We start from the raw sequence: 24167 nt of genomic DNA on the forward strand, positions 1-24167 counted from the left end.
TCTAATACTCCAATTTGTCTATATCCTGAGGATGATGGTTGATCAGCACATCCTTGACACTTGCATCATGCATATGAATCACTCTATCTGCAATTGGTGCCAAAGCTCCATTGTGAGTTACGATGATCACTGTTGCTCCCTTTTGACGGGACATGTCTTGAAGAATTTTCAAAACTTGCTTACCTGTCTGATAGTCCAAAGCTCCTGTCGGCTCATCACAAAGGAGAATTTTAGGATTTTTGGCTACTGCTCGTGCAATAGAGACTCGCTGTTGCTCTCCTCCAGAAAGCTGAGCTGGAAAGTTATTCATCCGATGAGCAAGACCCACATCCGTCAGAACCTGCTCGGGATTCAAGGCATCCTTTACAATTTCTGATGCCAGTTCTACATTTTCCTTAGCAGTTAAATTAGAAACCAAATTATAAAATTGAAAAACAAAGCCCACATCATTACGACGGTAATCAGTTCTCTGATGGGAACTATAGTCTGCAATATTAACACCATCAATCCAAATTTGCCCTTCGTCATTGGTATCCATTCCACCCAAGAGATTCAAAACTGTTGACTTACCTGCCCCAGATGCCCCTAAAATAATAACCAATTCTCCCTTTTCAATCTCAAAATTCACATCACGATTGGCCACAATCTCCGTATCCCCAACCTGATAACGCTTGTAACAATGTTTCATCTCAATATAAGCCATCATCAACCTCACTTTCTTTAACTACTTCTTAATATCATTATAACGCTTTTTCGAAGAGTTGGATACTAGAATAAAAAGAAAAACCCAGGTATTCCTAGGCTTTCTTTTTACAAATTATTTTCCAAGGTAGTATTCAGAAACTACGTTCAATTTTTCGTCGAATTCGAATACCAATGGTGGGAAGTTAGGGATTTCCACATCCATGATTTCGTCATCTGACAAACCTTTGATGTGTTTTACAAGGGCACGGATTGAGTTACCGTGAGCTCCTACGAATACGTTTTTACCATCTTTAAGAGCTGGAGCGATTTTATCTTCCCAGAATGGAAGGGCACGTTCCAAAGTCACTTTCAAGTTTTCAGCATCTGGAATAACTGAGTCGTCAAGTGAAGCGTAACGACGGTCAGTGTGAGCTGAATGCTCATCATCACGATCCATGTTTGGAGGCAATACATCGTATGAACGACGCCAGATGTGAACTTGCTCATCACCAAATTGTTCAGCAGCTTCAGCCTTGTTTTTACCAGTCAAACCACCGTAGTGACGTTCGTTCAAACGCCATGATTTTTCAACTGGAACCCACAATTGGTCAGAAGCTTCAAGAGCCAAGTTAGTTGTTTTGATCGCACGTTTCAATACTGAAGTGTAAGCTTGGTCAAATTCGATACCAGCTTCTTTGATCAATTTACCAGCGTCAATCGCTTGTTGTGTACCTTTTTCAGACAAATCAACATCAGCCCAACCAGTGAAAAGGTTAGCTTTGTTCCATTCAGACTCACCGTGGCGAGCAAAAACCAATTTTACCATTAGATGGATTCTCCTTTAAATTTTCCGAGGTTTCCCCTCGTTTATCTATTCTATTTTACACAATTTTTCACAAAAAAGCTAGTTAAAATCGACAAGTTGTGACAGTCAGAAAGTAAAGTCCTCTCATCCTGACTAGGAACTTCTATAATTCATTACTTTTTATTTGCAAAAATAGAAGTTCTAAAGTCGTTTGTTTGGTCAAGATAGGCCTTAAATATTGCTCTCTTCAACTTATGAACGGCACTGTCAGTCTCTGGATTATAATTACTCCAACGAGGACCTATAGCATCCTGTAAAACAGCTTGGTCCATGAGTTCTTGCAATTCTTTTACTCTTTGAATGGTCTTGGTAGCATTGCTCATCCACGATTGCGTTGGATCTTTAAAAGTAACTTTAGTCAAATGATCAAACTGAGCAACGCGCTCTTGATACATAGCTTTTTTAAAGGCTGCCCAAGATGAATACTGACCACCAAATAGCTTTTCTAAAACAAGCTTATCTGTCACTAATCCTTGCTTTTTACCGTAGAGGTTGATTGTCTGACCATTTTGTTTAGCAATTTCTTCATATTGGTTGGAAATATATGGGACCATACCATCTTTAAATCCTTTAGCAGCTAAGAGTTCATAAGCCATCCTACGTCCCATAAGATCTCCAGGAGTACCTTTCTCACTGCTCAATGCTGAAAAGATTGGTGCAAAGAGTTTAATCGTAAAGTAGCCATTTCTTTCATAAGTGCCAGCCTGATACTCACGAGCCGAAAGAATGTTATTGTCAATCAAACTATCAAAGCTGGTCAATTTTTTAGCTTCATTTTCTGTCAAATTTTTCACAACATTAGTAGCATAAACATCATTTCCATCCGCAGGATCTGTTAGATAGAGGTTCTCGATTTTTCTGAGAGCTTCCATTTTCTGGGATACATTCAGTTTCTTAACGATCGATTGCCCTTCGAGATATTCCAACAGATAGATGAGGTCAAACATATTATGAGCGTATTTCTGGAGATCGGATGCATCTTTGAATCGTTCCGTCGGATCTAAGACTTGTAGACGGGATCCTTCTAAGCTATCTGATTTTGAATGTTTCAAGATTGAGTTTATGGTAATGGTCGCATCATTTGGATGATCTGGAGCTTGTAATAAACCTTTAGCAAAGAACTCAGGACCAAGACCACTTCTTCGACCATAACCACCAAGATAGATATCCTGATCGGAATCATGGGTCATTTCATGGGTATACGTAATAGCGCCATCCTTATCCAACATACGGTAAGACATATAGTAGACACCATCTCCTGTTGCGTATGCACCGTGATGATTATGAACTACCTTGTTACCAACTGGTCCAAAGAAATGTTGCATTGCAGGATTTGAATTCTCAAAGTCTGCGATTGTTGAAGCCTTTCCTTCAGTATGATCATCACCAAATTTATAGGCATCATAAAGCAGGATTGTACGATAGAGTTTTTCACGTCCCTGATTATCTAAAATACGATACCAATAATCATAGTGATCTCGCTGACGCTTGGCTGTTTCACGCGCATTATCTTCAACAAACTTATTGAGTTTATCTCCAGCCCTATAGTCACTGTTGCGGTAGCGATCGTAAGCGCCAAATCCTAAGCTAGACAAGGTTGAAATGACAAATACAGATCTTTCTGGCAAAGTAAGGAGAGGCAAGACCATATTGCGGTATTTCCAAGTACTACTAGTAATTCGGTCATAAATACCGATAGAATACTTAGTCCCTGCTTGCTCTTGCTTAGCTTTGACCTCTGCAATAGTGGATTTTTCTTCGACAATGAAAGCTTTGGTCTGGGATTTAAACCAGTCATTGTTGCTAGTGTTTGGTAAAAAGACTTTTCGGTAATGTTCTAGCGTGCTAAATAAATCTGTCGTGCCATGATGGTTGGCAAGACTGATACCATAAGTATCAACGTTGTTCTTAGCAAGCAGATTATTAAATCCTGATTTCCCTAACTCAATCAAAGTATCTAACGGAGATGTATTTCCTTTGCCAAAGAAATCAAGGTGATACAAGACCAAGTCTTTAATATTAACCTGACCATAGCTAAAGTTATACCAACGCTCTAAGTAGCTCATACCAAGAAGCAAGGCTTCCTTGTTGCGCTTGATCTTATCTACGATGTAACCTGTCATTACTTGATTGTTTTCTACTAGACCAGCATCCGCTGACAAGAGTTTTCTCAGACTTTCTTCTAGATGTTCCTTCGTTTTAGTAAACTGTTCTTCTAAATAGAGCTCGGTTTGCTTCACTTTTGGTGAAATACCAAGTGTGTTTCTAATAGCGTCTGAATGATAATTTACCTTCTTCAATTCTGGTAAGACTTGCCGGATAATCGTTTCTTGATTATACAAGAATTGGTTTGGCGTATAGAGAAGCCCCGTATCTCCTAGACGATATTCTGCCAACTTAGCAAAATCATTCTGGTACTTGAGCTGGAATGTTTCAGAGGAATGATCCTGGTAATGGAGCAAGAGTTTGTTTGCAGTCTGTTTGTTGGAAACAATATCGGTGATGACTTGGTCATCCTTCATCATAACTGCTGACAAGAGTTCTTTTTGATATAAAAGACTGTTCTCATTGACCAGATTTCCATATTTGACGATGGTTGCCTTGTTGTAGAAAGGTAACAATTTTTCAATATTTTTATAAGCCAAGGCGCGCTGAGCTTGATAATGCTTCACCTTAGAAAAATCACTTTCTTTACTACCACTTGTTGAAAGAGGCTCCACTGTTGGAGGGGTGAGAGGATTGATTTCTGCTTTTTTATTAGTCACTTCAGAAGCATCTAAAATTGTTCCTCTTTCTACAAATGATTCCTTGCTGACGACTTCTTCCCTGACCAAGGTGACATTGTAGACTCTATTAGCTTTGTTGCTGAATGTATTAGCCACCTTCATTTCGTTATAGTGGTAACCGGTAATAGCATTCCCGTTGGTTACATTGACATCACTTAGTACATTGGTCAATCTTCCTGCATGCTTTTCCTCATTCGTCTTTCGATCCCACAAATATCCAGCCACACCCGCAACTCTACCAAAGTGCTTGACATTGTTGATATCACCTTCAGCATAGCTATCCTGTATATGCGCATCTTGGTCTACTAGACCTGCTAGCCCACCAACAGTTTGATCCGAACTGTTCGTGTTGGATGAAATGGCTACTGTCGCTTTTGACTTAGTCAGTGAAGCTCTGCCTCCTGTCAAATGACCGACCAGACCACCAATATTGTAGGCAGCAGTCGTTTCGTAGGTATTAACAATTCTTCCCTTAAAACTGCTCTCTGTGATGCTTGATTGGTCTGCCTTAGCCAACAAACCACCGATACCACGTTCCCCAGCCAAAACACCATCGACATGAACTTGCTTAATCTTTGTGTTATCCGTAGCTTCATTGGCTAATGAACCGATATCATCTTTACCTGAAATAGAGACATTTTTCAGACTCAATTTTTCTACTGTGGCCCCTCTCAAGCTTTCAAAAAGAGGCTTTTTCAAGTTGTAAATAGCATAATGCTTGCCATCTTTTTCACCAATCAACTGACCAGTAAAGGTGCCCTTGATGTAAGATCTGTCATCAGGTCCCAACTCCACTTCGTTAGCATTCAAGCTGGCCGCTAAATGATAGGTTCCAGAAAGATTCTTGTTGATAGCTTTAACCAGGTTGCTAAAGGAAGTGAAGGTTGTTGTTTCTTCTGTGGCCTTTTTTGCGAGATAGAAGGTGAAATTATCGACATATTTATTTTCTAGCTCTTGATGGAGTTTCTCAGCTTTGGCTATGATTTTATAAACTGATTGTCCATTTTTTATTTCTGCAGTTATTGAAGCGACAGGTAGATAGACATCTTTGAATGACGACGATTTTGCCTTAACAAAGTAAGTGTCTATATTACTTGGAACACTGTCTAAAGAAACATGTTGTTTGTAAGTACCATTGGTCTGACTATATAACTCCAGATCAGAAACATTTCTTAATTCGAGTGTTTTTTCTGGATCTTTTTCTTTTGGTTTTTCAGCCGGATTTTCTGGTTTTGCTTGCTCAATATTGCCAGTATATTCTGGAAGAGGGGCAATTTGTTCGGGTTCAACAATCGCTCCGGATTGGGTACCTGTATAAGATGGTTTCGATGGTACCTGTTCTGGTTCAACAATGGCACCAGATTGAATGCCAGTATATTCTGGTTTTTCATTTGTCTCAGGGGCTACAACAGCTCCCGATTGCTCACCTTTATATTCTGGTAAGGAAGCATGGGTCTCTGGTTCGACAACCGCTCCGGACTGGGTACCATCATACTCTGGAAGAGGGGAAGTTTGTTCTGGGTCAACAATCGATCCTGACTGGGGACCCTCATATTCTGGCAATGAAGAAACATGTTCAGGCTCTACTGTCGCTCCCGATTGAACGCCTGTATAAGATGGTTTCACAACAGTCTCTGGTTCTACAAACGCTCCTGATTCAAAACCTCCAATTTCCGGTTCAAGTTTTTCAGGCTCAACAATTGCACCAGATTGAACTCCTGTATATTCAGGTAAGGAAGCATGGGTCTCTGGTTCAACGATGGCACCAGCTTGAGTTCCCTGATATTCAGGTAGCGGAGAAATTTTCTCTGCTTCGACTATTGCTCCAGATTGTGTACCAGTATATTCTGGTTTTTCAGCTGTCTCAGGGGCTACAACAGCTCCCGATTGCTCACCTTTATATTCTGGTAAGGAAGCATGGGTCTCAGGCTCACCTTTTCTTGCAGACTGGGGTATTTCACTCGGTACAACTACCTTCTTAGTTCCTTTTTCTACTATACGTGGTAAGGATTCTTCTACCTTAGTCGAGAGAACTTCTCGGGAAATTTCTTGATTTTCAACAGTGAAGATGCGAATAAGTTCAATCTTCTTCCCAGCACGACCTTCTTGTTTGACACGAATGGTTCCCTCTGTTAGATCTGGATTTTCTTGAACCACTTCTGAAAAGTCTAGTTTGGTTACAATCTCTTGGTCTTTGTATAGGAGCTCTGGTTTGTTCACTCGACCAGCCAAAACCTCATCCTGAGGATCCACACTAGCAATACCAGACGGTTTTGGATTGGATGAATCTTGAGAAGGGATTGGCTTCTCAGCAGGGCTTGTTGGAGACTGAGCTTTCTGCTCATCTCCTGACTTTTGTCCATCATTCTTGGTCTGAAAATGAGGTTGAACCGTATCCTCTAGTTTCTGAGCCCTAGTAGCAGTTTCTTGCTGATTAATCTCTTTATCTTGCTTAATATAACCTAGATAGGTATAACCTGACAGGACTCTTGGCAGAGGCAGACTATCTCCTAGGGATAATTGATATTCTTGATTATATTGGAGCAATAGTTTATTTTCAATAGCCTGAACCGAAGAAACCAAACCGCTCCCCATGCCTGTTATCAAAACAACCTTCAACAGTGCTTTCTTCTTGCCTTTCTTTCTCGAAACAGCAAAAATAAGGAATCCAATCGAAGCGAGGGCTCCACCCGAAAGGACGGTAACCAGATTACTGTGCTCACCGGTATTAGGCAACTGACCTAGTTGGGCTTTCTCATCCATACGGTAGACTAGATAATAAGTACTCTCACTATCTTCAACCACTTTAGGAATATCCTTTACAATCAAGTCCTTCTCTTGCTTACTTAACTCTGTATCTGTCACATATTTGTAGTGAATAGATACATTTTCTTGAGCAAATACGGTCCCACTACTAGCAATGGACACAAAAAATAAGCTCGAAATTGAAGCAGACACAAGACCAATCGCCAACTTTCGTAAGGAAAAACGATGCTGCTTCTCTCCAAAAAACTTTTTCATCTATATCCTCTCTATTATTTTATCCCTTTCAAAATAGAAGAAGCATTTTGCTTCCCCACTCAGATAAACTTACAAGAAACAAAAATACTTCTATATATATTTTGATATATTTAATCTACAACCATCATTATACTATAAATTCTCTAACTTGTCCCAAAATAATACTAGCATTCTTCAATTCTTTTGAACAGTGGTAATTTCTCAAAGTAACTTCCACTTGGTTGGTCAAAGTGGAAATTAGTCTAAAACGGACTTTATGGTGGAATTAAGTGTAAAACGATTGAGTTAGAAATGAGGTCCACTATAACAAAACTTATTGAATTAGCGGTGGAACTTAGTTTGTGAATTTAGCTGTTTGGTAGTTGAATTGCTTTGAACAATTATCAGCAAATAGGTAGAAAGAAATTTCCATTTCACTCTTGCTAGTCTCTTTAATTTTTGTTAGAATGATGTCAAAAAATAAAGAAGGTTACCATTATGCCACAACATATCTTTGAAGAATTGGCTCAACTGGAGCAAGTAGAGGCTCTAGCTCTAGGAGGATCACGGGCTGGACAAGATTTTGACAAAGACTCTGACTATGATGTATATGTCTACCTCAGTGCTCCCCTCTCGCCAGACATCCGAAAAGATATTCTCAGTAAATACTGCTCCTATATGGAAATCGGCAATCAATTTTGGGAATTGGAAGATGATTGTGTTCTCAATAATGGCATAGAGATTGAGCTGATTTATCGCTCTCTGGACAGCTTTAACAAAGATTTACAGGCCGTAGTTTTAGAGCACCAAGCCCAGAATTCTTACACTACTTGTATGTGGTACAATCTGCTCAACAGCAAGATTCTCTACGATCGAGATGGTCACTATGCTGCCCTCCAGAAAAAGTACAATCTTCCTTATCCAGCCGAGCTGAAAAAGAATATCATCAACAAGCAATTCCTACTTCTTAACCAAGCTATGCCAGCCTTTTCAAGACAAATCAAAAAAGCCCTCAAACGCAAAGACTTACTCAGCATCAATCACCGCAGTAGTGAGTTCTTCGCTTCTTATTTCGATTTACTCTTTGCCTTCAATGAGCAGCTCCACCCAGGAGAAAAACTCATGCTCCAGTACGCAAAAAATAATTGGCTCATCTACCTCAACATTTCGAAGACGATATCCAAAACTATTTTCAAAATCTCTACCTGCTAGATCACCATCAGAAAACTGTCCTAACTTTAGAGCATCTCCTATCAAATCTTAAACACTTGATTGATGAATCCATTTAGAACGCCAACAGATAAAAGCTCATGAAATCTGCTTTCCAGATGATCCATGAGCTTTTTGAATTTTCACAATATATAACAATGTAGAATTGATTGAAATCAGAGCAGAACAAAAAGGTTCTAACAGGATAAAAACGCATTATATCAGGAGTTCAAAAACTTGATACAATGCGTTTTATAGTCTATAAGATTAGTTGTCTTTTCTTCTCAAATTGAGTTTTCCCTAGATTTTTCAATCTTATTTCGCTTCAAATCCTTCTGCTACTGCGTCCGTAAAGTTTTCTTCTACGATGCTAGCACAGTGATCACAGATAATAGCATGGTAGCTACGTTCTGTTGTTGTTAAATCAATGCGACGGCAACGGTCACACACTTGACCTGCAGCACGTTCAACTGTAAAGGCTACATCTTCAAAGACGAGTGCTTCTTCTGGAGCTGGACCTTCTGCAATTGTCAAGTCCGATACGATCAATACTTGTGCTACATTGCTGTTCACTGCTTCGAGTAGAGTTTTCACAACTTCATTTGGATAAACTGTCAAGTGTGCTTCAAGTGATTTACCGATAACTTTTGCATTACGCGCTTCTTCCAAGGCTTTTTGAGCTTGTCCACGGAAGTCCATGAAGGCTGCCCATGTATCCAAAATTTCTTCTTGATTAGCAAAAGTTTCTGCTCCTGGCAATTCTGACAATTGAACAAAGTCTTCTGTTTCAAACTCAAGGTATGACCAAATTTCTTCCGCAGTGTGAGGAAGGATTGGTGTCAAGAGTTTTGTAATTTTCACAAGAATGTCATAGAAGACAGTCTGCATTTGACGACGTTCCAGTGATTTAGCACCTTCGATGTAAACAACGTCCTTAGCAAAATCAAGGTAAAAGGCTGACAAGTCAACGTTGATAAAGTTAACCAAAGCCTTGTAGATTGTCAAAAATTCAAAGTCCGCATAGGCATCACGAATCGTTTTCACAAGTTGGTTAAAGCGAATCGTCATGTACTTATCGACTGAGCGAAGCTCATCGTAAGCTACTGTATCCACAGCTGGGTTAAAGTCAGAAGTATTGGCAATCAAGAAACGAAGGGTGTTACGGATTTTACGGTAAGTTTCAGAGACTTGGCTCAAGATATCCATAGAGATACGGACATCGTTAGTTGAGTCTACACTTGTTACCCAGAGACGCAAGATTTCAGCACCAAATTGTTTTTCAACATCACTTGGAGCAATAGTATTTCCAAGAGATTTAGACATCTTCTCACCTTTACCATCAAGGGCAAATCCTTGTGACAAGATTTGTTTGTAAGGTGCTACGCCATGGTTGGCAACAGATGTGATGAGTGATGAGTTGAACCAACCACGGTATTGGTCTGAACCTTCTAAGTAAAGATCTGCTGGGTAAGTCAACTCAGGACGGTTTACTACAACTCCATTCCATGATGAACCTGAGTCAAACCATACGTCCATGATATCTGTTTCTTTTTTGAACTCACCTTTTGGTGAACCTGGATGAGTAAATCCTTCTGGCAAGAGGTCCTTAGCATCACGTTCCCACCAAATGCTTGAACCATGTTCTTCAAAGAGTTGAGCTACATGCTCAATAGTTTCAGCAGTCATGATTGCTGTACCATCTTCAGCATAGAAGATAGGAAGCGGAACACCCCAAGCACGTTGACGAGAGATAACCCAGTCGCCACGGTCACGAATCATGTTGTAAAGACGCACTTTACCCCATTCTGAGTGGAATTTCACTTTTTCAATTTCGTCCAAGATTTCTTGACGGAATTTAGAAACTGAGGCAAACCATTGTGGTACTGCACGCCAGATAATTGGTTTCTTAGTACGCCAGTCAAATGGGTATGAGTGAGAGATTTCTTCTTGGGCAAGAAGGAGGTTACCAAGTTTTTCAATAACAGTTGGAACTACCTTTTCATAGAATTGACCTTCAAACTCAGGACCAGCATTCTTCATCATGATACCACGTTCGTCAACAGTCACTGCGACTTCAAGGCCATTAGCAATACCAACATTGTAGTCGTCCTCACCAAAACCAGGGGCTGTATGGACAATACCTGTACCAGAGTCAGTAGTAACGTGGTCACCAAGAATTACCAATTCATCTACAGCCGTATCCCATGGGTGTTCTGTTACGATGTGATTGAGTTCTTGACCACGGTAAGTCGCCAACACTTGAACATTAACCCAGCCAAATTTCTCAGACAAGCTAGTCAATAATTCTGCAGCAACCATAAACTTACGAGCTTCACCAGCAGGTTGAACCAAAACATAATCAATATCTGCACCAACAGTCAAACCACGAGAAGCTGTAATGGTAAATGGAGTTGTTGTCCAGACTACGATATAAGTATCTGTATCTAGAACACCTTTGCCATCTTTTACTTTGTTGGCATAGTAAAGAGAAGTTGAAACCAAATCATGGTATTCAATCTCCGCTTCAGCAAGAGCCGACTCAGATGACCAAGACCAGTAAACTGGTTTAGCTCCACGGTAGATATAACCCTTGTTGGCCATTTCTCCAAAGACACGAATTTGAGCTGCTTCATAGTCAGGAGTAAGTGTTACATATGGATTTTCCCAGTCACCAGAAACACCCAAACGTTTAAAATCTTCACGTTGTTTATCTACTTGAGAAAGGGCGTACTCACGGCAAAGTTTCAAGTACTCAACCAAGTCCATTTCTTTGCGCTTAACACCTTGTTTTGCCAAAACTTGCTCGATTGGCAGACCATGAGTATCCCAACCTGGGATAAATGGGGCGTAAAAACCTGACATAGATTTTGAACGTACAATGATATCTTTTGAAATCTTGTTCATAGCGTGTCCAACGTGGATATTTCCGTTGGCATATGGAGGGCCATCATGCAAGGTGAAATGAGGTTTTCCTTGGTTCAATTCTTGACGACGTTGGTAAAGTTTTGCATCTTCCCATTCCTTTTGCCAAACTGGCTCTTTGGTAGGAAGTCCTGCACGCATTGGGAATTCAGTTTTCCCAAGATTAAGGGTATCTTTAAGTTTCATAATATCTCCTTTAATAAAAAATTACAAATTAAAAACCACGACTTCCAAAAAGGACGAAAATCGTGGTACCACCTTTATTCGAAAAAAGACTATGCTTTTTTCCTCTTAACCCGTAACGTGGGTAACGTCAAATCTTACTCGATTCAGATTTGATAGATTGAGAGGATAAACTTACCATTAGGGAATACAGGACTTTCACCATCACCTGCTCGCTAGGAATATAATGATAAGATTTTGTTCTCACTTTTCTACTTATAAAATTGTAACAGATTCTTTCTGAGCTACATAGCCTGAATCTGAGTGAACAGGTTCGTCGTCTACTTCTGGATAATATCTTGGAGTAAGCTCTGTTTCTTCATATACTGGGTTATCTGAATAAGATTGTGTTTCGTCAACAAATGAAACCATTTGCTCTTGTGCAGCTCTATTTTCTGCTTCTTCAAGTTCTTTATTAGCTGCTTCGATACGCGCTTGCAACTCTGCCATCTCTTCGGGAGAAAACTGACGAGTAATATCGATTGGCTCTTCTTCTTGATACGATGAAACTGAAACACCCAATACTTCACTCACAACCTCTTTAAATGCTTCATCACTTGTTTGAAGATAAGTAGCTGTCGGACGAAGAATATCTTCCCAATCTGAAGATTCAACAATAGCCAATTGACTCTCAATAGTTGATTTCAAACGTTGATGGAAAACACGACTCTTGTTCTTCAATTCTTCTGTTTCAACAGCAACCTTTTTAGCATTATCAGTCGCTTGACGCAGAATTTCATTTGCTTTATACTTAGCTTCTTCTAACAAACGTTGCGCATTTTGTTCTGCTTGTTGAATGATATTACTTGAACGTTCATTTGCTGCTTGTTTCACTCTCTCAGCTGTGTCTTGTGCAATCAAAACAGACTGACTTAGTGAATCTTTCATCTCATCAAAATAAGATAAACGTTCTTCCAAACTTTTAATGTGTAAATCTTTATCATGATTCGAACGAACTAACTCTTCATAATCACGAACTACAATATCTAAAAATTCATCAACTTCTTCTGGATTAAAACCTCTAAAGCGAGTTCCAAAGGTTTTATCTTTAATTTCTAACGATGTAATTGGCATATTTTTCCTCACTTACTTACTAACAATTGGACCGTTAATTTCTTTTTATCTTTTTTGGTTTGCCCATTATCTCTAACGAGTTTTAATCGGCCATATTTTCTTACACTTATCAAATCACCAATCTGAACCATATAATCTAACTTTTCAGCTAGATGATAATTGACCTGTACTGCTTGCTTCACAATTAAATGATTCGCCTGACTTCTAGACAACTTGAAGACACCTGCTATAAAAACATCTAATCTACAACTAGATATGCAAATATCAACTTCTTGGTAATTCTCAACTTTTTCTAGTTTCTCACTAAAATCTCGTTCCTCAAGATTAACAGGTAAACGTGCAATTTTCTTAATTCCATCTTGGAATAGAGATAGATATTGACGGTTAATGATAATCTGAGCTCTTTCTTCGTTGATCAATATATCACCAAACAATTTTCTATCTATTCCCAATTGATTTATCACAGTACCTAGAATTTTTGAATGTGTTAATCTTTCAAATTTAGGAGGATAAACAATTTCTTGTAATGACAATTCAAAATCTGAAAATTCAGGTTCAAAGTAATCAGGATACAAGAGTACTCTCACATACTCAGTATCTAGAAACTGCCGACTACTCATAATAGAGAGACTATTGGTTGATGCTAAAATCTGTAAAATCTTTTCCTGATGAGGATTTATAAAAGGGGTTAAAAAGGGAGAATAAGTACTCTCAACCTTTCTTACCCATTCTAGCCCCTTATCAATAAATGGTGAATCATTGTGAGAAAAGTGCTGATAAATCATCTTGCTCATATAAAGATTAATAATAGGTGAATAAGTTGATTCCCTAGGAAACGAACTAATAATACCGCAATCCAAACAGACAAATCAAGACCTGCGAACTGAAGCGGCAAACGTTGCAAAGGTATCAATATAGGTTTCACTAAGCTAACAATCAAACGTCCAAAACTAGATTCGTAAGCATTTGGAAACCAAGACATCAGAGCAAAGACGACTAGAATTAGAGAATAAATATCTGTAGCATTTTGAATAAAACGAATGAGAAAAATCATTATCTCACTCTCGAACGTTTCATATCAAAACCAAACTCACCATTATGTGATTCATCTGGAATTTTGATGTCTTCAATATTGACAACAACACCAACTGGAGTCAAAAGGTACATTGTTGAGGCTACCTTTTTCATATTACCAGCTAAAACATGGCGTGCACCATCTAAATAATCTAAACAACGACGCGCCTGAACTTCAGTCATATATTGAAAATCAATCAAAACACTTTCGTTACCAGCTAACAAATCTACAATTTCTGTAGCATCTTCATAGTTTCTAGGATAACGCACGTCGATAGTCACCTTATCAGTAGAACGTTGACTTTGCATAGCCAACTCTTGTTGACGAGCATGAAGACGTGTAATATTTCTATCCTTAGAAACGACAGGTTCGTTTTTTGGGGGTAACTCTTGGAGAGAAGGTACTGAAGGAGCATGATTTTCTTCAGCTACAGGCTGGTAAATGTTACTGCTTCCTTCTCCATCTTCTGTAAAATAATCTATAAATCTATCAAATCTATCTTTTAAAGACATATTTCTTTCCTACTTAAAAAATGCTGTACCAATTCGGACAAATGTAGAGCCATGGTGAATCGCTTCTTTATAGTCACGACTCATACCCATACTTAAATCCATCATCGGCATATTGGGAATTTGTTTTTCTCTAATCTCTAATTGCAAATCTTGTGTAGCTTTAAAAATCTCATTTAGTTCTTCAGAACTAGCTTCAAATGGAGCCATAGTCATTAATCCTACATACTCAATATTGTCTAGAGAAGCTAATACTGGTAAGGCAGCTAATAGTTCTTCCTTAGAAAAACCATGTTTGGTCTCTTCTTGAGAAATATTAACCTGTAAGAAACACTTAATCACTCGATTACTTCTTTTTTGGATTTCTTCAGCTAACTTCACTGAATCCAAAGCATGAAAATAATCAACATAATTAATCACATCTTTGACTTTACGTCTTTGCAAAGTTCCAATTAAATGCCAAGTTAGGTCATAATCTTTTAAAGCATTATATTTCTCTAAAAACTTATCTACACGATTTTCACCAATATGATGGACACCTAGCGAAAGCAAAGCTTCCGCTATTGATACCTCTACATATTTTGTAACAGCAATGACCGAAACAGTATCATTCTCTCTTCCTGCTTGCTGACTTGCATTTTTTATTTGTTGAAAAACACGTTCAGTATTTTCTCTCAAATTCATTTAATTAACGATTTTTGAAAAATGGAGGTGTATCAAGCTCATCCTCATCTTGCAAAGATGGTGCTTCGAAACGTTCAACTGGCGAAACAACAGAATCTGTTGATCGAACAATTGTTTCACGACGTAAATCCCAGTCACCAAATGCTGAAGATTGAGAAGTTTCTGCACGACGATGTGTTGGATTTGGCATTTCTACACTTTCAGTCATGTCAAAATTACGATCATAGTTACGTGCATGACTTGGACTAGTCTGCTCATGACGAACTGCTTGCTTAGATGGTTGTCCTACGACTTTCTCAACACGATCTTGACGAACACCGGTTGCAACAACTGTTACACGGATTTCATCACGCATACTTTCATCAATTGATGTTCCAAGCCAGATATTCACACCTTGACCAGCTGCTTGGTTAACAATTTCTGATGCTTCCTCAGCTTCAATCAAAGTTAAGTCAAGACCACCAGTAACGTTGACGATAACATCTTCTGCTCCATCAATCGTTGTTTCAAGAAGTGGTGAGTAGATAGCTTTACGAGCTGCCTCAACAACACGTTCTTCTCCACTACCAATCCCAATACCCATTAGAGCATTTCCTTTATTAGCCATTACTGTTTTTACATCGGCAAAGTCGAGGTTAATTAAACCTGGGTTTGTAATTAAATCAGTAATTCCTTGAACCCCTTGACGAAGAACATTATCTGCTTCACTAAGTGCTTCAAGCAATGGAGTTTTCTTATCAACAATTTCAAGCAAGTTATTATTTGAAATAATCAATAAAGTGTCAACATGCTCACGAAGTTGGTTGATCCCTTCAACAGCGAACTGACCACGTTTACTTCCTTCAAAACCGAAGGGACGAGTCACAACACCAACTGTGAGAGCTCCTAAATCTTTAGCAATACGGGCAATGACTGGAGCAGCTCCTGTACCAGAACCTCCTCCCATACCAGCAGTGATAAAGACCATATCTGCTCCGCTAATAGCAGCTGCCAATGTTTCTTCGCTTTCTTCTGCAGCTTTACGACCAACTTCAGGTTGACCTCCCGCACCCAAACCGCGAGTTAATTTAGGACCTAACTGAATAACAGTCTCAGCTTTTGTACTACTCAAAGCTTGTACATCTGTGTTTGCTGCGATAAATTCTACGCCGGCAACACCTTCGTCAACCATGCGGTTAATGGCGTTACCGCCACCTCCACCTACACCAATTACTTTAATAACTGCACCTTGAGCTGCTGCTGTATCAAATGAAAATGTCATAGTTTTTATTTCCTCTTTTATTCATCAAACATGCTTCCGATTAGTCCACGGAAACGATCTGCGATTTTTTGTTTGTTCTGAGAAGATGGTTTTTCTTCTACGGAAGTCGCTCCATTAGTAGGAGGTAATGGTTCCATTTCTGTATGTGAAGCCGATTGAGCAACCTGTGTGACACGCTGAATCATACCACCAAAATTAATTGGTTGATGACGTAAGGCATCTTCACCTTTAACTGCTCTCTGCGCCAAAAGATTCACTTCAGTTAACTGGCCAGCAAATTCTGACAAACTAATTACATGGGCAAATGCAGGATTACGGATTCCAACTTGATTTGGAACAAAAAGTTTGACACGAACACCAAACACTTCCTGTGCAAGTTCCACAATACCCGGTAAAATTGCATTTCCACCTATTAAAACAATACCACCTGGAAGATCCAATAAATGTCTTCTTTCCAAATCTTGTTTGATTTGTTCAAAGATATGCTTAATGCGAGCTGAAATAATTTCCGCTAGATATTTTTCAGAGACCTCAACTGGTTCTACTTCCCCAATAACTTCAACTTGGAAGGTCTCATTACTTGCGAGTGAAGGATAGGCTTCACCATAATTCAATTTCAAACCTTCAGCTAATTTCTGAGAAGTTTTTAAAACTTTAGAGATGTCTTTAGTGACGTAATCTCCACCTTCTTGAAGGATATTTGTAAATTGAAGCTCTTGGTTACGGATTGTAGCAACACTTGTTTGCCCAGCACCCATATCAATTACTGTTGCACCAAATTCACGTTCACCTTCATTTAAAACAGATTGGACTATTGCTAATGGAGAGATGATAATGTTTTCAAGTTGGATACCCACACGCTCAACTGTCTTCCGTAAATTATGTAGGATTGTACGAGGTCCTGTATATAGTAGACCACGCATTTCTAAGCGAACTCCCATCATCCCACGTGGATCACGAATCCCTTGGAAACCATCTACGATAAATTCTTCAGGAATAAAGGTAATCACTTCACGATCAGGTGTCATACTCTTGGTCAAAGCTGATTTGACAACATTTTCAACATCTTGATCTGTAATTTCCTTTGTATCTGATGTAACTGGAATCATTCCTTGAGTTGGCTCTACTTGTAAAAGATTTCCAGGCAAGCCAACATTCACTGATTTAATTGAAATACCAGCCTTCTCTTCTGCTTGGGAAATAGCTGATTTGATAGTGGTTGCTGCCGCCTCAATATCAACTATAATTCCATCCTTTACACCTTTACTCTTAGCGTTACTTACACCAATAACATTTAGTTCGCCATTTCTAAGTTCAGCTACCAATACTTTAATTGAATTGGTCCCGATGTCTAATCCTGTGAAAAAACCATCTCTAGCCATTGCATCGCATCCTCTCTATCTTCCAAGTTCCTATGTTCTATTTAATAACTAAAACAGGGCATAGCTATTCACAGAATATTATAACACAAAAAATCCAATAGTGGTCAGTTTTTCCTCATTTTACCTACCATTTTTTTCATTTTTAGTCTTTGGTGATAGTTCTTTTCTATTAAACTCTAACTATAAGTATAAATTATAAAAAAAGAAAGCTTATGATTAAGCTTTCTTAACGAATATTTTTTCTGCTTCTTGCTCTAAAAATAGTTCCAAGATTTTCTTTGTTAACGTAATCGCTGCTGATAAGGCCAGGGAAACGATTAAATAATTAGCTACTAAGCCATGGTCTCCAACCAATGGTGGTTTTGTCAAGAATCCGTAATCTCCACCTGTTACTAAATTGACCACAAAAATCAAGGCATTTAGTGCAAAGGTCATGAGAAAAATTCCCTTCACATCCAGCAATCGCGCGTTATACTGTCTCAATAGATAAACTAGAGAGTTCCCCAAGAGAGCTAAGTGGCCAAAGATAAAGGATAAAATCGCAATATGCGGGAATGGATAAGGATCTGGCACTGGATAAACAAAGGCTGCTAATGTCCCAAATGTTCCTAGTAATGCAAAATACTGCCGATATTTGGACTGACCAGGAAGCAAAAGCACCACAAACATAGCCATACGGCAATGGTAAAAGGGTAAGCTTTCTGACAATGGCATATGATTAACCCCGTACCATCCATAAAGAAGGATTAACTGAACTGCCTGCAAGATTTGGAAAAATCGTTGATAAGCCTTCTTTTCACGATAACGATAGGCTGTATAAAAGGTCAAAGCCAAGAGTGTAAATATACTGACATACCAAAAAAGGTCAAATTTGGGTGGCTCTGTTGCTTGGGTCGTAAAGAAAATATCCCATAAATTCATCTAGTCTTCCTCATGATTCAAAATTTTCCTGCATTCTATTATACCATGCTACTTGAGAAAAATGAATTTAGAAATACGATAATCATCTTCTTAGTCAAGATATTGCTCCCTCTGACCTTGATAAACCTGCCAAAGAAGCTCTATTTGCTCCTTGGTAATGCGTTTTTCAGATAAGGCTGGCAGTTGATCAATGGCAAAAAATTGAAGGTCAGCAATTTCTTGATTTTCTTGGAATTGTCCATCAAGAAGCTTACATTCAAAAACAAACTTTGCATATTGCTTGCTCTGTAGTTGGAAACGATTTGTATCAAAAACAGCTAGTAGTCTTTCTACTTTAGCTTCAAAACCGGTTTCTTCTTCAATTTCCTTGAGAATATTTTCTGTTGGAGAATAACCAACCTCACCAAAGCCACCTGGCAAAGCCCAATCATTCTCTCCTTGTCCCCTAACCAGACAAATCTTTTCGTCCTCAACAATCCAAGCACGGACGTCCATTAACGGAGTTGCATAAGCGGAAGTTGGCTTCAAAACTTCTGCCACTTCTTCGACATCAAGGTCTGATGCTTGATTCAACATTTCAGATAACAGACTTCGCAAGTCTTCATAGCGCTCACGGTCAAAAGGATCTTTTGTAAAGGTTAAGCCAGTATCTGTAAGGGCAATCATTCTTTGCAGATACTTAACAAAATCACTTGTCTTCATTTTCTAAACTTTCTACCAACTTGGCTAGGTTCATAGAGTTAGAGCCTTTGAGCAATATTTGGTCATGTACTCCAAGACTTTCCTTGACTTGCTTGACTAGGTCTTCAAATTGGTCCTCGTCAGCTGTTTTTTTGAAGTAGTAAACATGGCCGATTGGGAACATTTGACTGGCAAGTTGGGCTAATTCTGCAATGTCTTCTCCATAAAAAATAACCGTGTCCAAAAACTCTGGACTAAGACTCAAAATCATTTGATTATGGAGTTGAACAGACTGGTCACCAAGTTCCTTCATGTCTGCCAAGACAGCGATTTTCTTGCCCCCTTCATTGGCTGAGATGGCAGAAAAAGTCTCTAAAATCAGCTTCATGGCTGTGGGATTGGCATTATAAACATCAGATAAGATATCCGCTCCATTGGCTGCTTTTTTCCATTCAGTACGGTTACGAGTCAATTCTAGATCACGAAAGGCTTGATGGATTTGTTCTTCTGAAACTCCTTCTTGTAAGGCTACAAAAGAGGCAATCATTGCATTAGTTGCATTATACTTACCTGTAACTGGTAAATCAAGAGCTTGATTTAAAAAATTAGTCTTAAAGGTTAAACTGTCCTTACGCTCTACCAAATCAGTAATTTCCAACTCTGCTCCTTGCCCAAAACGAACGACTTTTTTGTCAGTTGGAAGATAGGGATCTACAATGGGATCGACTGGTGCTAAGAGCAAGGTTCCTGGAGCCATACCGTCTACAATTTGCATTTTACCTTCAGCAATCTCAGAACGATCTTTGAAAAAGGCTAAATGGGCTTCTCCAACCAAGGTCACGATGGCTGTTGTTGGATGAGCCAATTCTGACAAGAGATGAATATCTCCCAAGTGATCCTGTCCCATCTCCAAGACCAACTTTTCTGTTTCTTCAGGCATATGGAGAACTGTGTAGGGAAGACCAATCTCATTATTGTAGTTGCCTTGTGTTTTGTAAGTTTTGTAGGTTGTTGATAGCAAGTGAGCTAACATATCCTTGGTCGTTGTCTTGCCATTTGAACCCGTAACCGCAAAGACATCAACACCTGACTTTTCAAGATAATAAGCAGCTAATTTTTGAAAAGCTTTCAAGACATCGTCTACTAAAATATAGGGATGATTTACTATTTCTTTTTCAGACAAACAGACAGTGGCTCCATTTGCAAATGCTGTCTCAATAAAATCATGACCATCACGTGCCCCTTTAAGAGGTACAAACAAATCTCCAGCACCAATCAAGCGACTATCAAACTCAGCCTTTTTCAACTGAGCATCAGCATAGATTGTAACATCATTTTTAGCTCCTACAACTTGCGCAACTTCATGGATTGTTAGTTTCATTTTTACTCCTTTAAAAAGGGTTGAAGCCTTAGAAAATCCATATGTAACGGAATTTATTTCTAGCTCCTACCCTCTATTTCATTTTTATAATAAATGCGCTTCGCGCTTTTTAAAGCTTTCTTTAGCAAGTTCAACTAAGTGCTCGATTAGTTCTGGATAAGCAATTCCCATATTTTCCCAAAGAAGCGGATACATAGACCACTGGGTGAAACCTGGCATGGTATTGAGCTCGTTTAGGAAAATCTCTCCCTTATCTGTGTAGAAGAAATCACAACGAGACAAACCTAAACCACCTATTGCGCGGAAGGCAGCTTCTGCATTTTGGCGCATAACAGCTACTACATCATCACTGATCTTAGCTGGAATATCCATGGTAATCTTGTTATCGATATACTTGGCATCGTAGTCGTAGAATGCAACATCTTTGACCACTTCTCCTGGTAACGTACTCTTGACATCGTAGTTTCCTAATAGTCCAACTTCAATTTCACGAGCATTGACTCCTTGCTCTACCAAGATACGACTGTCATATTTGAAAGCCAAATTCAAAGCTTGACGGAGTTGCTCTTGGTTTTCAGATTTTGAAATACCAACACTAGAACCCATATTTGAGGGTTTAGTAAATACAGGATATGTTAATTTAGATTCAACTTCTGAAATTTTTAAATCTAGATCATCACCTTCAACAATTGCTACATAGGGAACCTGAGCAATACCAGTAGATTCCAAAACACGCTTAGTTGTAATTTTATCCATAGCAAGACTAGATGACAAGATATTACAACCTACATAAGGCATCTTAAGTACTTCTAGAAAACCTTGAATAGAGCCATCTTCTCCCATAGGTCCATGAAGAACAGGAAAAACAACTGCACCTTCTTCATAAATCGCACTTGGGACTATTTTCTTTTCCAAGTCAATGGTAGCATTGGTCATAAGACGTTCATCTTGATTGGGAGCTTGACTAAATTCCTGAGTTTTGATAAAGTCACCAGACTGACTGATAAAGAAAGTCTTGACACTAAAATAATCATAGTTGACTGCACGCATAATACTTTCAGCTGAGAGTATTGAAACTTCTCTTTCCGCACTACGTCCACCATATAAAAGAATAATCGTCTGTTTCATATTAAAGTCCTAATTCTACTATAATTCTTGCTCTTTAGTATACCATATTTGCTTATTTTTTAAAAATTTGAACCCAGTACAAACTTCGAAAATCTTCAATAGATGGCTATAATATCTTGTAACTGTTCCAGTTTATTACTATTAATATCACATCAATCTACACAAGTTTCACTGACTGATCCTTTTCAAAATTAAATCCATTATGTACATTACAGTGAATGGCATAAATAGTTTACTTCCCCCAATATTAGAATTCTAGTCATAATTTAAAAAGCCAACTAATCGAAAGATTAGTTGGCTTTTAATTTATGAAATAAAGTTCTATTGTTTAATCTTTATAAGATTATAACATTAGTCTTCTTTCTTTTTGCGAGCAACAAGCCCAAATCCACTCAATAGTCCAAGAAGTCCAAGTGCTGCTAAATTAGCATGATTTTCTGTACCTGTATTTGGCAATTCAGATTTCACTTCAGTTTCTTTGACTGCTGTTGGTTTAGTTACTTTTCTGAAGATGTGACGTACATTTCCATCTTTATCAACTACAGTATTAACTAATTCATATCCTGGGATTGATCCTGGATCTTTAGTCCCATTTTCAGTTGGTTTTAATGGGTTTCCGTTTTCATCTACCCAAGTTGTAGATTTTTCTACTACTGGAGTTGGTGTTGGTGCTGTAACTTTCTCATAAACGTGTTCGATGTCACCATTTGGAAGTTTCTTAGTCTCTACAAAGCGGTAGCCTGGAATATCTTTCTTAGGTTGTTCACCATCTTCTGTTGGATAGTTTGGAATTTCGTTTCCGTCTTTATCCTTATGACTTGTCTTAACTTTCTCATAAACGTGTTCTACATCGCCATTTGGAAGTTTCTTAGTCTCTACAAAGCGGTAGCCTGGGATATCTTTCTTAGGTTGTTCACCATCTTCTGTTGGATAGTTTGGAATTTCATTTCCGTCTTTATCCTTGAATGATGTCTTAACTTTTTCGTAGACATGCTCTGTATCTCCATTTGGAAGTTTCTTAGTTTCTACGAAGCGGTAGCCTGGAATATCTTTCTTAGAAGTTGTACCTTCCTCAGTAGTTGTTCCTGGAATTACATTGCCATCTTTATCTTTATGAGTTGTTGTAACTTTTTCATAGATGTGTTTTGTATTTCCTTTTTCATCTACTTCAGTTTTAACAATCTTGTATCCTGGGATATCTTTTGTTGGCTTAGTTCCATCTTCTGTTGGTGAAAGTGGTTTACCATCTTTATCAACGAATGAAGTATCAGGACGAACTGTTGGTGTGTATGTAGCTGTTACTGGTGTACCATTCTTATCTACACGCTTAACTGTTACACCTTTCGCTTGACCTACGAAGTCAGGTTCTGGTGTGAAGGTTACTTTACCGTTTTCATCGATTGTGTATGTTCCTTCACCTGGTACTTTCTTCTCAGTTGTGCCATCGTCAAATGTTGGTTTAACAGTTTCATCGATTGGTACATTAGGGTTTCCTGGTTTGAATTCAGGTGTTCCTGTTTGTGGTTGCCCTTTAGGTCCTTCAGATTCTGCAGGTGTTCCTTCTGGTGTTACCGGTGTTACGTTTGGTGTGTATTTAGCTGTCACTGGTGTGCCGTTCTTATCTACACGTTTAACCGTTACGCCTGTTCCTTTACCTGTGAATGTCTTCTCTGGTGTGAAGGTTACTGTGCCATCTGGTGCTACTGTGTATGTTCCTTCACCTGGAATTACTTTCTCAGTTGATCCATCTTCGAAGGTTGCTGGTACTTCATCATCCATTGGTACGTCTGGGTTGCCTGGTTTGAATTCAGGTTTACCGTTTTGTTCTTTACCTTGGATATCTGTTGTTTCAGCTGGTGTTCCTTCTGGTGTTACTGGAGTTACTGTTGGGGTGTATTTAGCTGTCACTGGTGTGCCATTCTTATCTACACGTTTAACTGCTACTCCTGTACCTTTGCCTGTGAATGTTTTCTCAGGTGTGAAGGTTACTGTGCCATCTGGTGCTACTGTGTATGTTCCTTCGCCTGGAATTGTCTTAGTTGTTGATCCATCTTCGAAGGTTGCTGGTACTTCATCATCCATTGGTACGTCTGGATTTCCTGGTGTGAATGTTGGTTTTCCAGTTTGTTCTTTACCTTGGATATCTGTTGTTTCAGCTGGTGTTCCTTCTGGAGTCACTGGAGTTACTGTTGGGGTGTATTTAGCTGTCACTGGTGTGCCATTCTTATCTACACGTTTAACTGCTACTCCTGTACCTTTGCCTGTGAATGTGCTGGTACTTCATCATCCATTGGTACGTCTGGATTTCCTGGTGTGAATGTTGGTTTTCCAGTTTGTTCTTTACCTTGGATATCTGTTGTTTCAGCTGGGTCTGCTGTTGGGG

15 protein-coding genes and 2 pseudogenes are annotated in these 24167 nt (G+C 38.9%); 1 reads left to right on the plus strand and 16 read right to left on the minus strand.

Features of this window, described 5'->3' with window-relative positions; all coding sequences use genetic code 11:
• Position 1: 1 nt before the first annotated feature.
• The 3 genes from HMPREF1117_RS06515 to HMPREF1117_RS06525 form a co-directional block, all read right to left on the minus strand.
• Entirely contained in the window at positions 2-703 is a 702-nt protein-coding gene (locus HMPREF1117_RS06515; RefSeq protein WP_025171586.1) for an ABC transporter ATP-binding protein, read from the minus strand.
• A gap of 114 nt (positions 704-817) precedes the next feature.
• Positions 818-1510 (minus strand): phosphoglycerate mutase, encoded by a 693-nt coding sequence (locus tag HMPREF1117_RS06520; RefSeq protein ID WP_000240129.1) that lies wholly within the window; start codon positions 1508-1510, stop codon positions 818-820.
• A 152-nt stretch (positions 1511-1662) separates the two neighbouring features.
• Positions 1663-7356: a ZmpA/ZmpB/ZmpC family metallo-endopeptidase gene (locus HMPREF1117_RS06525; protein ID WP_000713083.1), complete on the minus strand. Its 5694-nt coding sequence runs from the start codon at positions 7354-7356 to the stop codon at positions 1663-1665.
• A 477-nt stretch (positions 7357-7833) separates the two neighbouring features.
• On the opposite strand from HMPREF1117_RS06525, the pseudogene HMPREF1117_RS06530 reads away from it, so the two are divergent.
• Positions 7834-8624 (plus strand): annotated as a pseudogene (locus HMPREF1117_RS06530) (nucleotidyltransferase domain-containing protein).
• Positions 8625-8859: 235 nt separating this feature from the next.
• On the opposite strand, the gene ileS reads toward HMPREF1117_RS06530, so the two are convergent.
• From ileS to HMPREF1117_RS06590, 13 genes and pseudogenes are all read right to left on the minus strand, one after another.
• Complete coding sequence (gene ileS, locus HMPREF1117_RS06535) at positions 8860-11652, minus strand: isoleucine--tRNA ligase (RefSeq protein WP_000768068.1); 2793 nt, start codon at positions 11650-11652, stop codon at positions 8860-8862.
• 252 nt (positions 11653-11904) lie between these two features.
• Entirely contained in the window at positions 11905-12762 is an 858-nt protein-coding gene (locus HMPREF1117_RS0102090; protein ID WP_001123195.1) for a DivIVA domain-containing protein, read from the minus strand.
• A gap of 8 nt (positions 12763-12770) precedes the next feature.
• A complete protein-coding gene (locus tag HMPREF1117_RS06540; protein WP_000041398.1) occupies positions 12771-13556 on the minus strand; it encodes a YlmH family RNA-binding protein in 786 nt (261 codons plus the stop codon).
• Positions 13553-13816, minus strand: a complete 264-nt coding sequence (locus tag HMPREF1117_RS06545; RefSeq protein ID WP_000576494.1) for a YggT family protein — start codon at positions 13814-13816, stop codon at positions 13553-13555. Before HMPREF1117_RS06545 ends, HMPREF1117_RS06540 begins: the two co-directional genes overlap by 4 nt.
• Entirely contained in the window at positions 13816-14349 is a 534-nt protein-coding gene (locus tag HMPREF1117_RS06550) for a cell division protein SepF (RefSeq protein ID WP_000053392.1), read from the minus strand. Before HMPREF1117_RS06550 ends, HMPREF1117_RS06545 begins: the two co-directional genes overlap by 1 nt.
• A 9-nt stretch (positions 14350-14358) precedes the next feature.
• On the minus strand, positions 14359-15030 hold the full coding sequence (locus tag HMPREF1117_RS06555; protein ID WP_007556788.1) for a YggS family pyridoxal phosphate-dependent enzyme: 672 nt from the start codon (positions 15028-15030) through the stop codon (positions 14359-14361).
• Between the two features lie 4 nt (positions 15031-15034).
• Positions 15035-16291, minus strand: a complete 1257-nt coding sequence (ftsZ, locus tag HMPREF1117_RS06560) for a cell division protein FtsZ (protein WP_000144253.1) — start codon at positions 16289-16291, stop codon at positions 15035-15037.
• A 17-nt stretch (positions 16292-16308) separates the two neighbouring features.
• Positions 16309-17673 (minus strand): cell division protein FtsA, encoded by a 1365-nt coding sequence (gene ftsA / locus HMPREF1117_RS06565; protein WP_000090255.1) that lies wholly within the window; start codon positions 17671-17673, stop codon positions 16309-16311.
• Between the two features lie 216 nt (positions 17674-17889).
• The gene (locus HMPREF1117_RS06570) at positions 17890-18594 is read right to left on the minus strand and encodes a YwaF family protein (RefSeq protein WP_001055233.1); all 705 of its coding nucleotides are present in this window, start codon (positions 18592-18594) and stop codon (positions 17890-17892) included.
• Between the two features lie 90 nt (positions 18595-18684).
• Positions 18685-19296 carry an NUDIX hydrolase N-terminal domain-containing protein gene (locus tag HMPREF1117_RS06575; RefSeq protein WP_000857993.1) on the minus strand — a complete coding sequence of 204 codons (612 nt, stop codon included), beginning with the start codon at positions 19294-19296 and terminating at the stop codon, positions 18685-18687.
• Positions 19283-20656, minus strand: coding sequence for a UDP-N-acetylmuramoyl-tripeptide--D-alanyl-D-alanine ligase (locus HMPREF1117_RS06580; protein ID WP_000778756.1), 1374 nt, complete (start codon positions 20654-20656; stop codon positions 19283-19285). Before HMPREF1117_RS06580 ends, HMPREF1117_RS06575 begins: the two co-directional genes overlap by 14 nt.
• Before the next feature lie 84 nt (positions 20657-20740).
• The gene (locus HMPREF1117_RS06585) at positions 20741-21784 is read right to left on the minus strand and encodes a D-alanine--D-alanine ligase (RefSeq protein WP_000814623.1); all 1044 of its coding nucleotides are present in this window, start codon (positions 21782-21784) and stop codon (positions 20741-20743) included.
• A 351-nt stretch (positions 21785-22135) separates the two neighbouring features.
• Positions 22136-24167 (minus strand): annotated as a pseudogene (locus tag HMPREF1117_RS06590) (LPXTG cell wall anchor domain-containing protein); the annotation flags it as partial.

This window comes from Streptococcus sp. SK643 (assembly GCF_000259505.1).
Taxonomy (GTDB): domain Bacteria; phylum Bacillota; class Bacilli; order Lactobacillales; family Streptococcaceae; genus Streptococcus.

Bases quoted from the DNA above. Each gene is read 5' to 3' on its own strand.
- HMPREF1117_RS06515 (WP_025171586.1), bottom strand. From the start codon at position 703: ATGGCTTATATTGAGATGAAACATTGTTACAAGCGTTATCAGGTTGGG.
- HMPREF1117_RS06520 (WP_000240129.1), bottom strand. From the start codon at position 1,510: ATGGTAAAATTGGTTTTTGCTCGCCACGGTGAGTCTGAATGGAACAAA.
- HMPREF1117_RS06525 (WP_000713083.1), bottom strand. From the start codon at position 7,356: ATGAAAAAGTTTTTTGGAGAGAAGCAGCATCGTTTTTCCTTACGAAAG.
- ileS (WP_000768068.1), bottom strand. From the start codon at position 11,652: ATGAAACTTAAAGATACCCTTAATCTTGGGAAAACTGAATTCCCAATG.
- HMPREF1117_RS0102090 (WP_001123195.1), bottom strand. From the start codon at position 12,762: ATGCCAATTACATCGTTAGAAATTAAAGATAAAACCTTTGGAACTCGC.
- HMPREF1117_RS06540 (WP_000041398.1), bottom strand. From the start codon at position 13,556: ATGAGCAAGATGATTTATCAGCACTTTTCTCACAATGATTCACCATTT.
- HMPREF1117_RS06545 (WP_000576494.1), bottom strand. From the start codon at position 13,816: ATGATTTTTCTCATTCGTTTTATTCAAAATGCTACAGATATTTATTCT.
- HMPREF1117_RS06550 (WP_000053392.1), bottom strand. From the start codon at position 14,349: ATGTCTTTAAAAGATAGATTTGATAGATTTATAGATTATTTTACAGAA.
- HMPREF1117_RS06555 (WP_007556788.1), bottom strand. From the start codon at position 15,030: ATGAATTTGAGAGAAAATACTGAACGTGTTTTTCAACAAATAAAAAAT.
- ftsZ (WP_000144253.1), bottom strand. From the start codon at position 16,291: ATGACATTTTCATTTGATACAGCAGCAGCTCAAGGTGCAGTTATTAAA.
- ftsA (WP_000090255.1), bottom strand. From the start codon at position 17,673: ATGGCTAGAGATGGTTTTTTCACAGGATTAGACATCGGGACCAATTCA.
- HMPREF1117_RS06570 (WP_001055233.1), bottom strand. From the start codon at position 18,594: ATGAATTTATGGGATATTTTCTTTACGACCCAAGCAACAGAGCCACCC.
- HMPREF1117_RS06575 (WP_000857993.1), bottom strand. From the start codon at position 19,296: ATGAAGACAAGTGATTTTGTTAAGTATCTGCAAAGAATGATTGCCCTT.
- HMPREF1117_RS06580 (WP_000778756.1), bottom strand. From the start codon at position 20,656: ATGAAACTAACAATCCATGAAGTTGCGCAAGTTGTAGGAGCTAAAAAT.
- HMPREF1117_RS06585 (WP_000814623.1), bottom strand. From the start codon at position 21,784: ATGAAACAGACGATTATTCTTTTATATGGTGGACGTAGTGCGGAAAGA.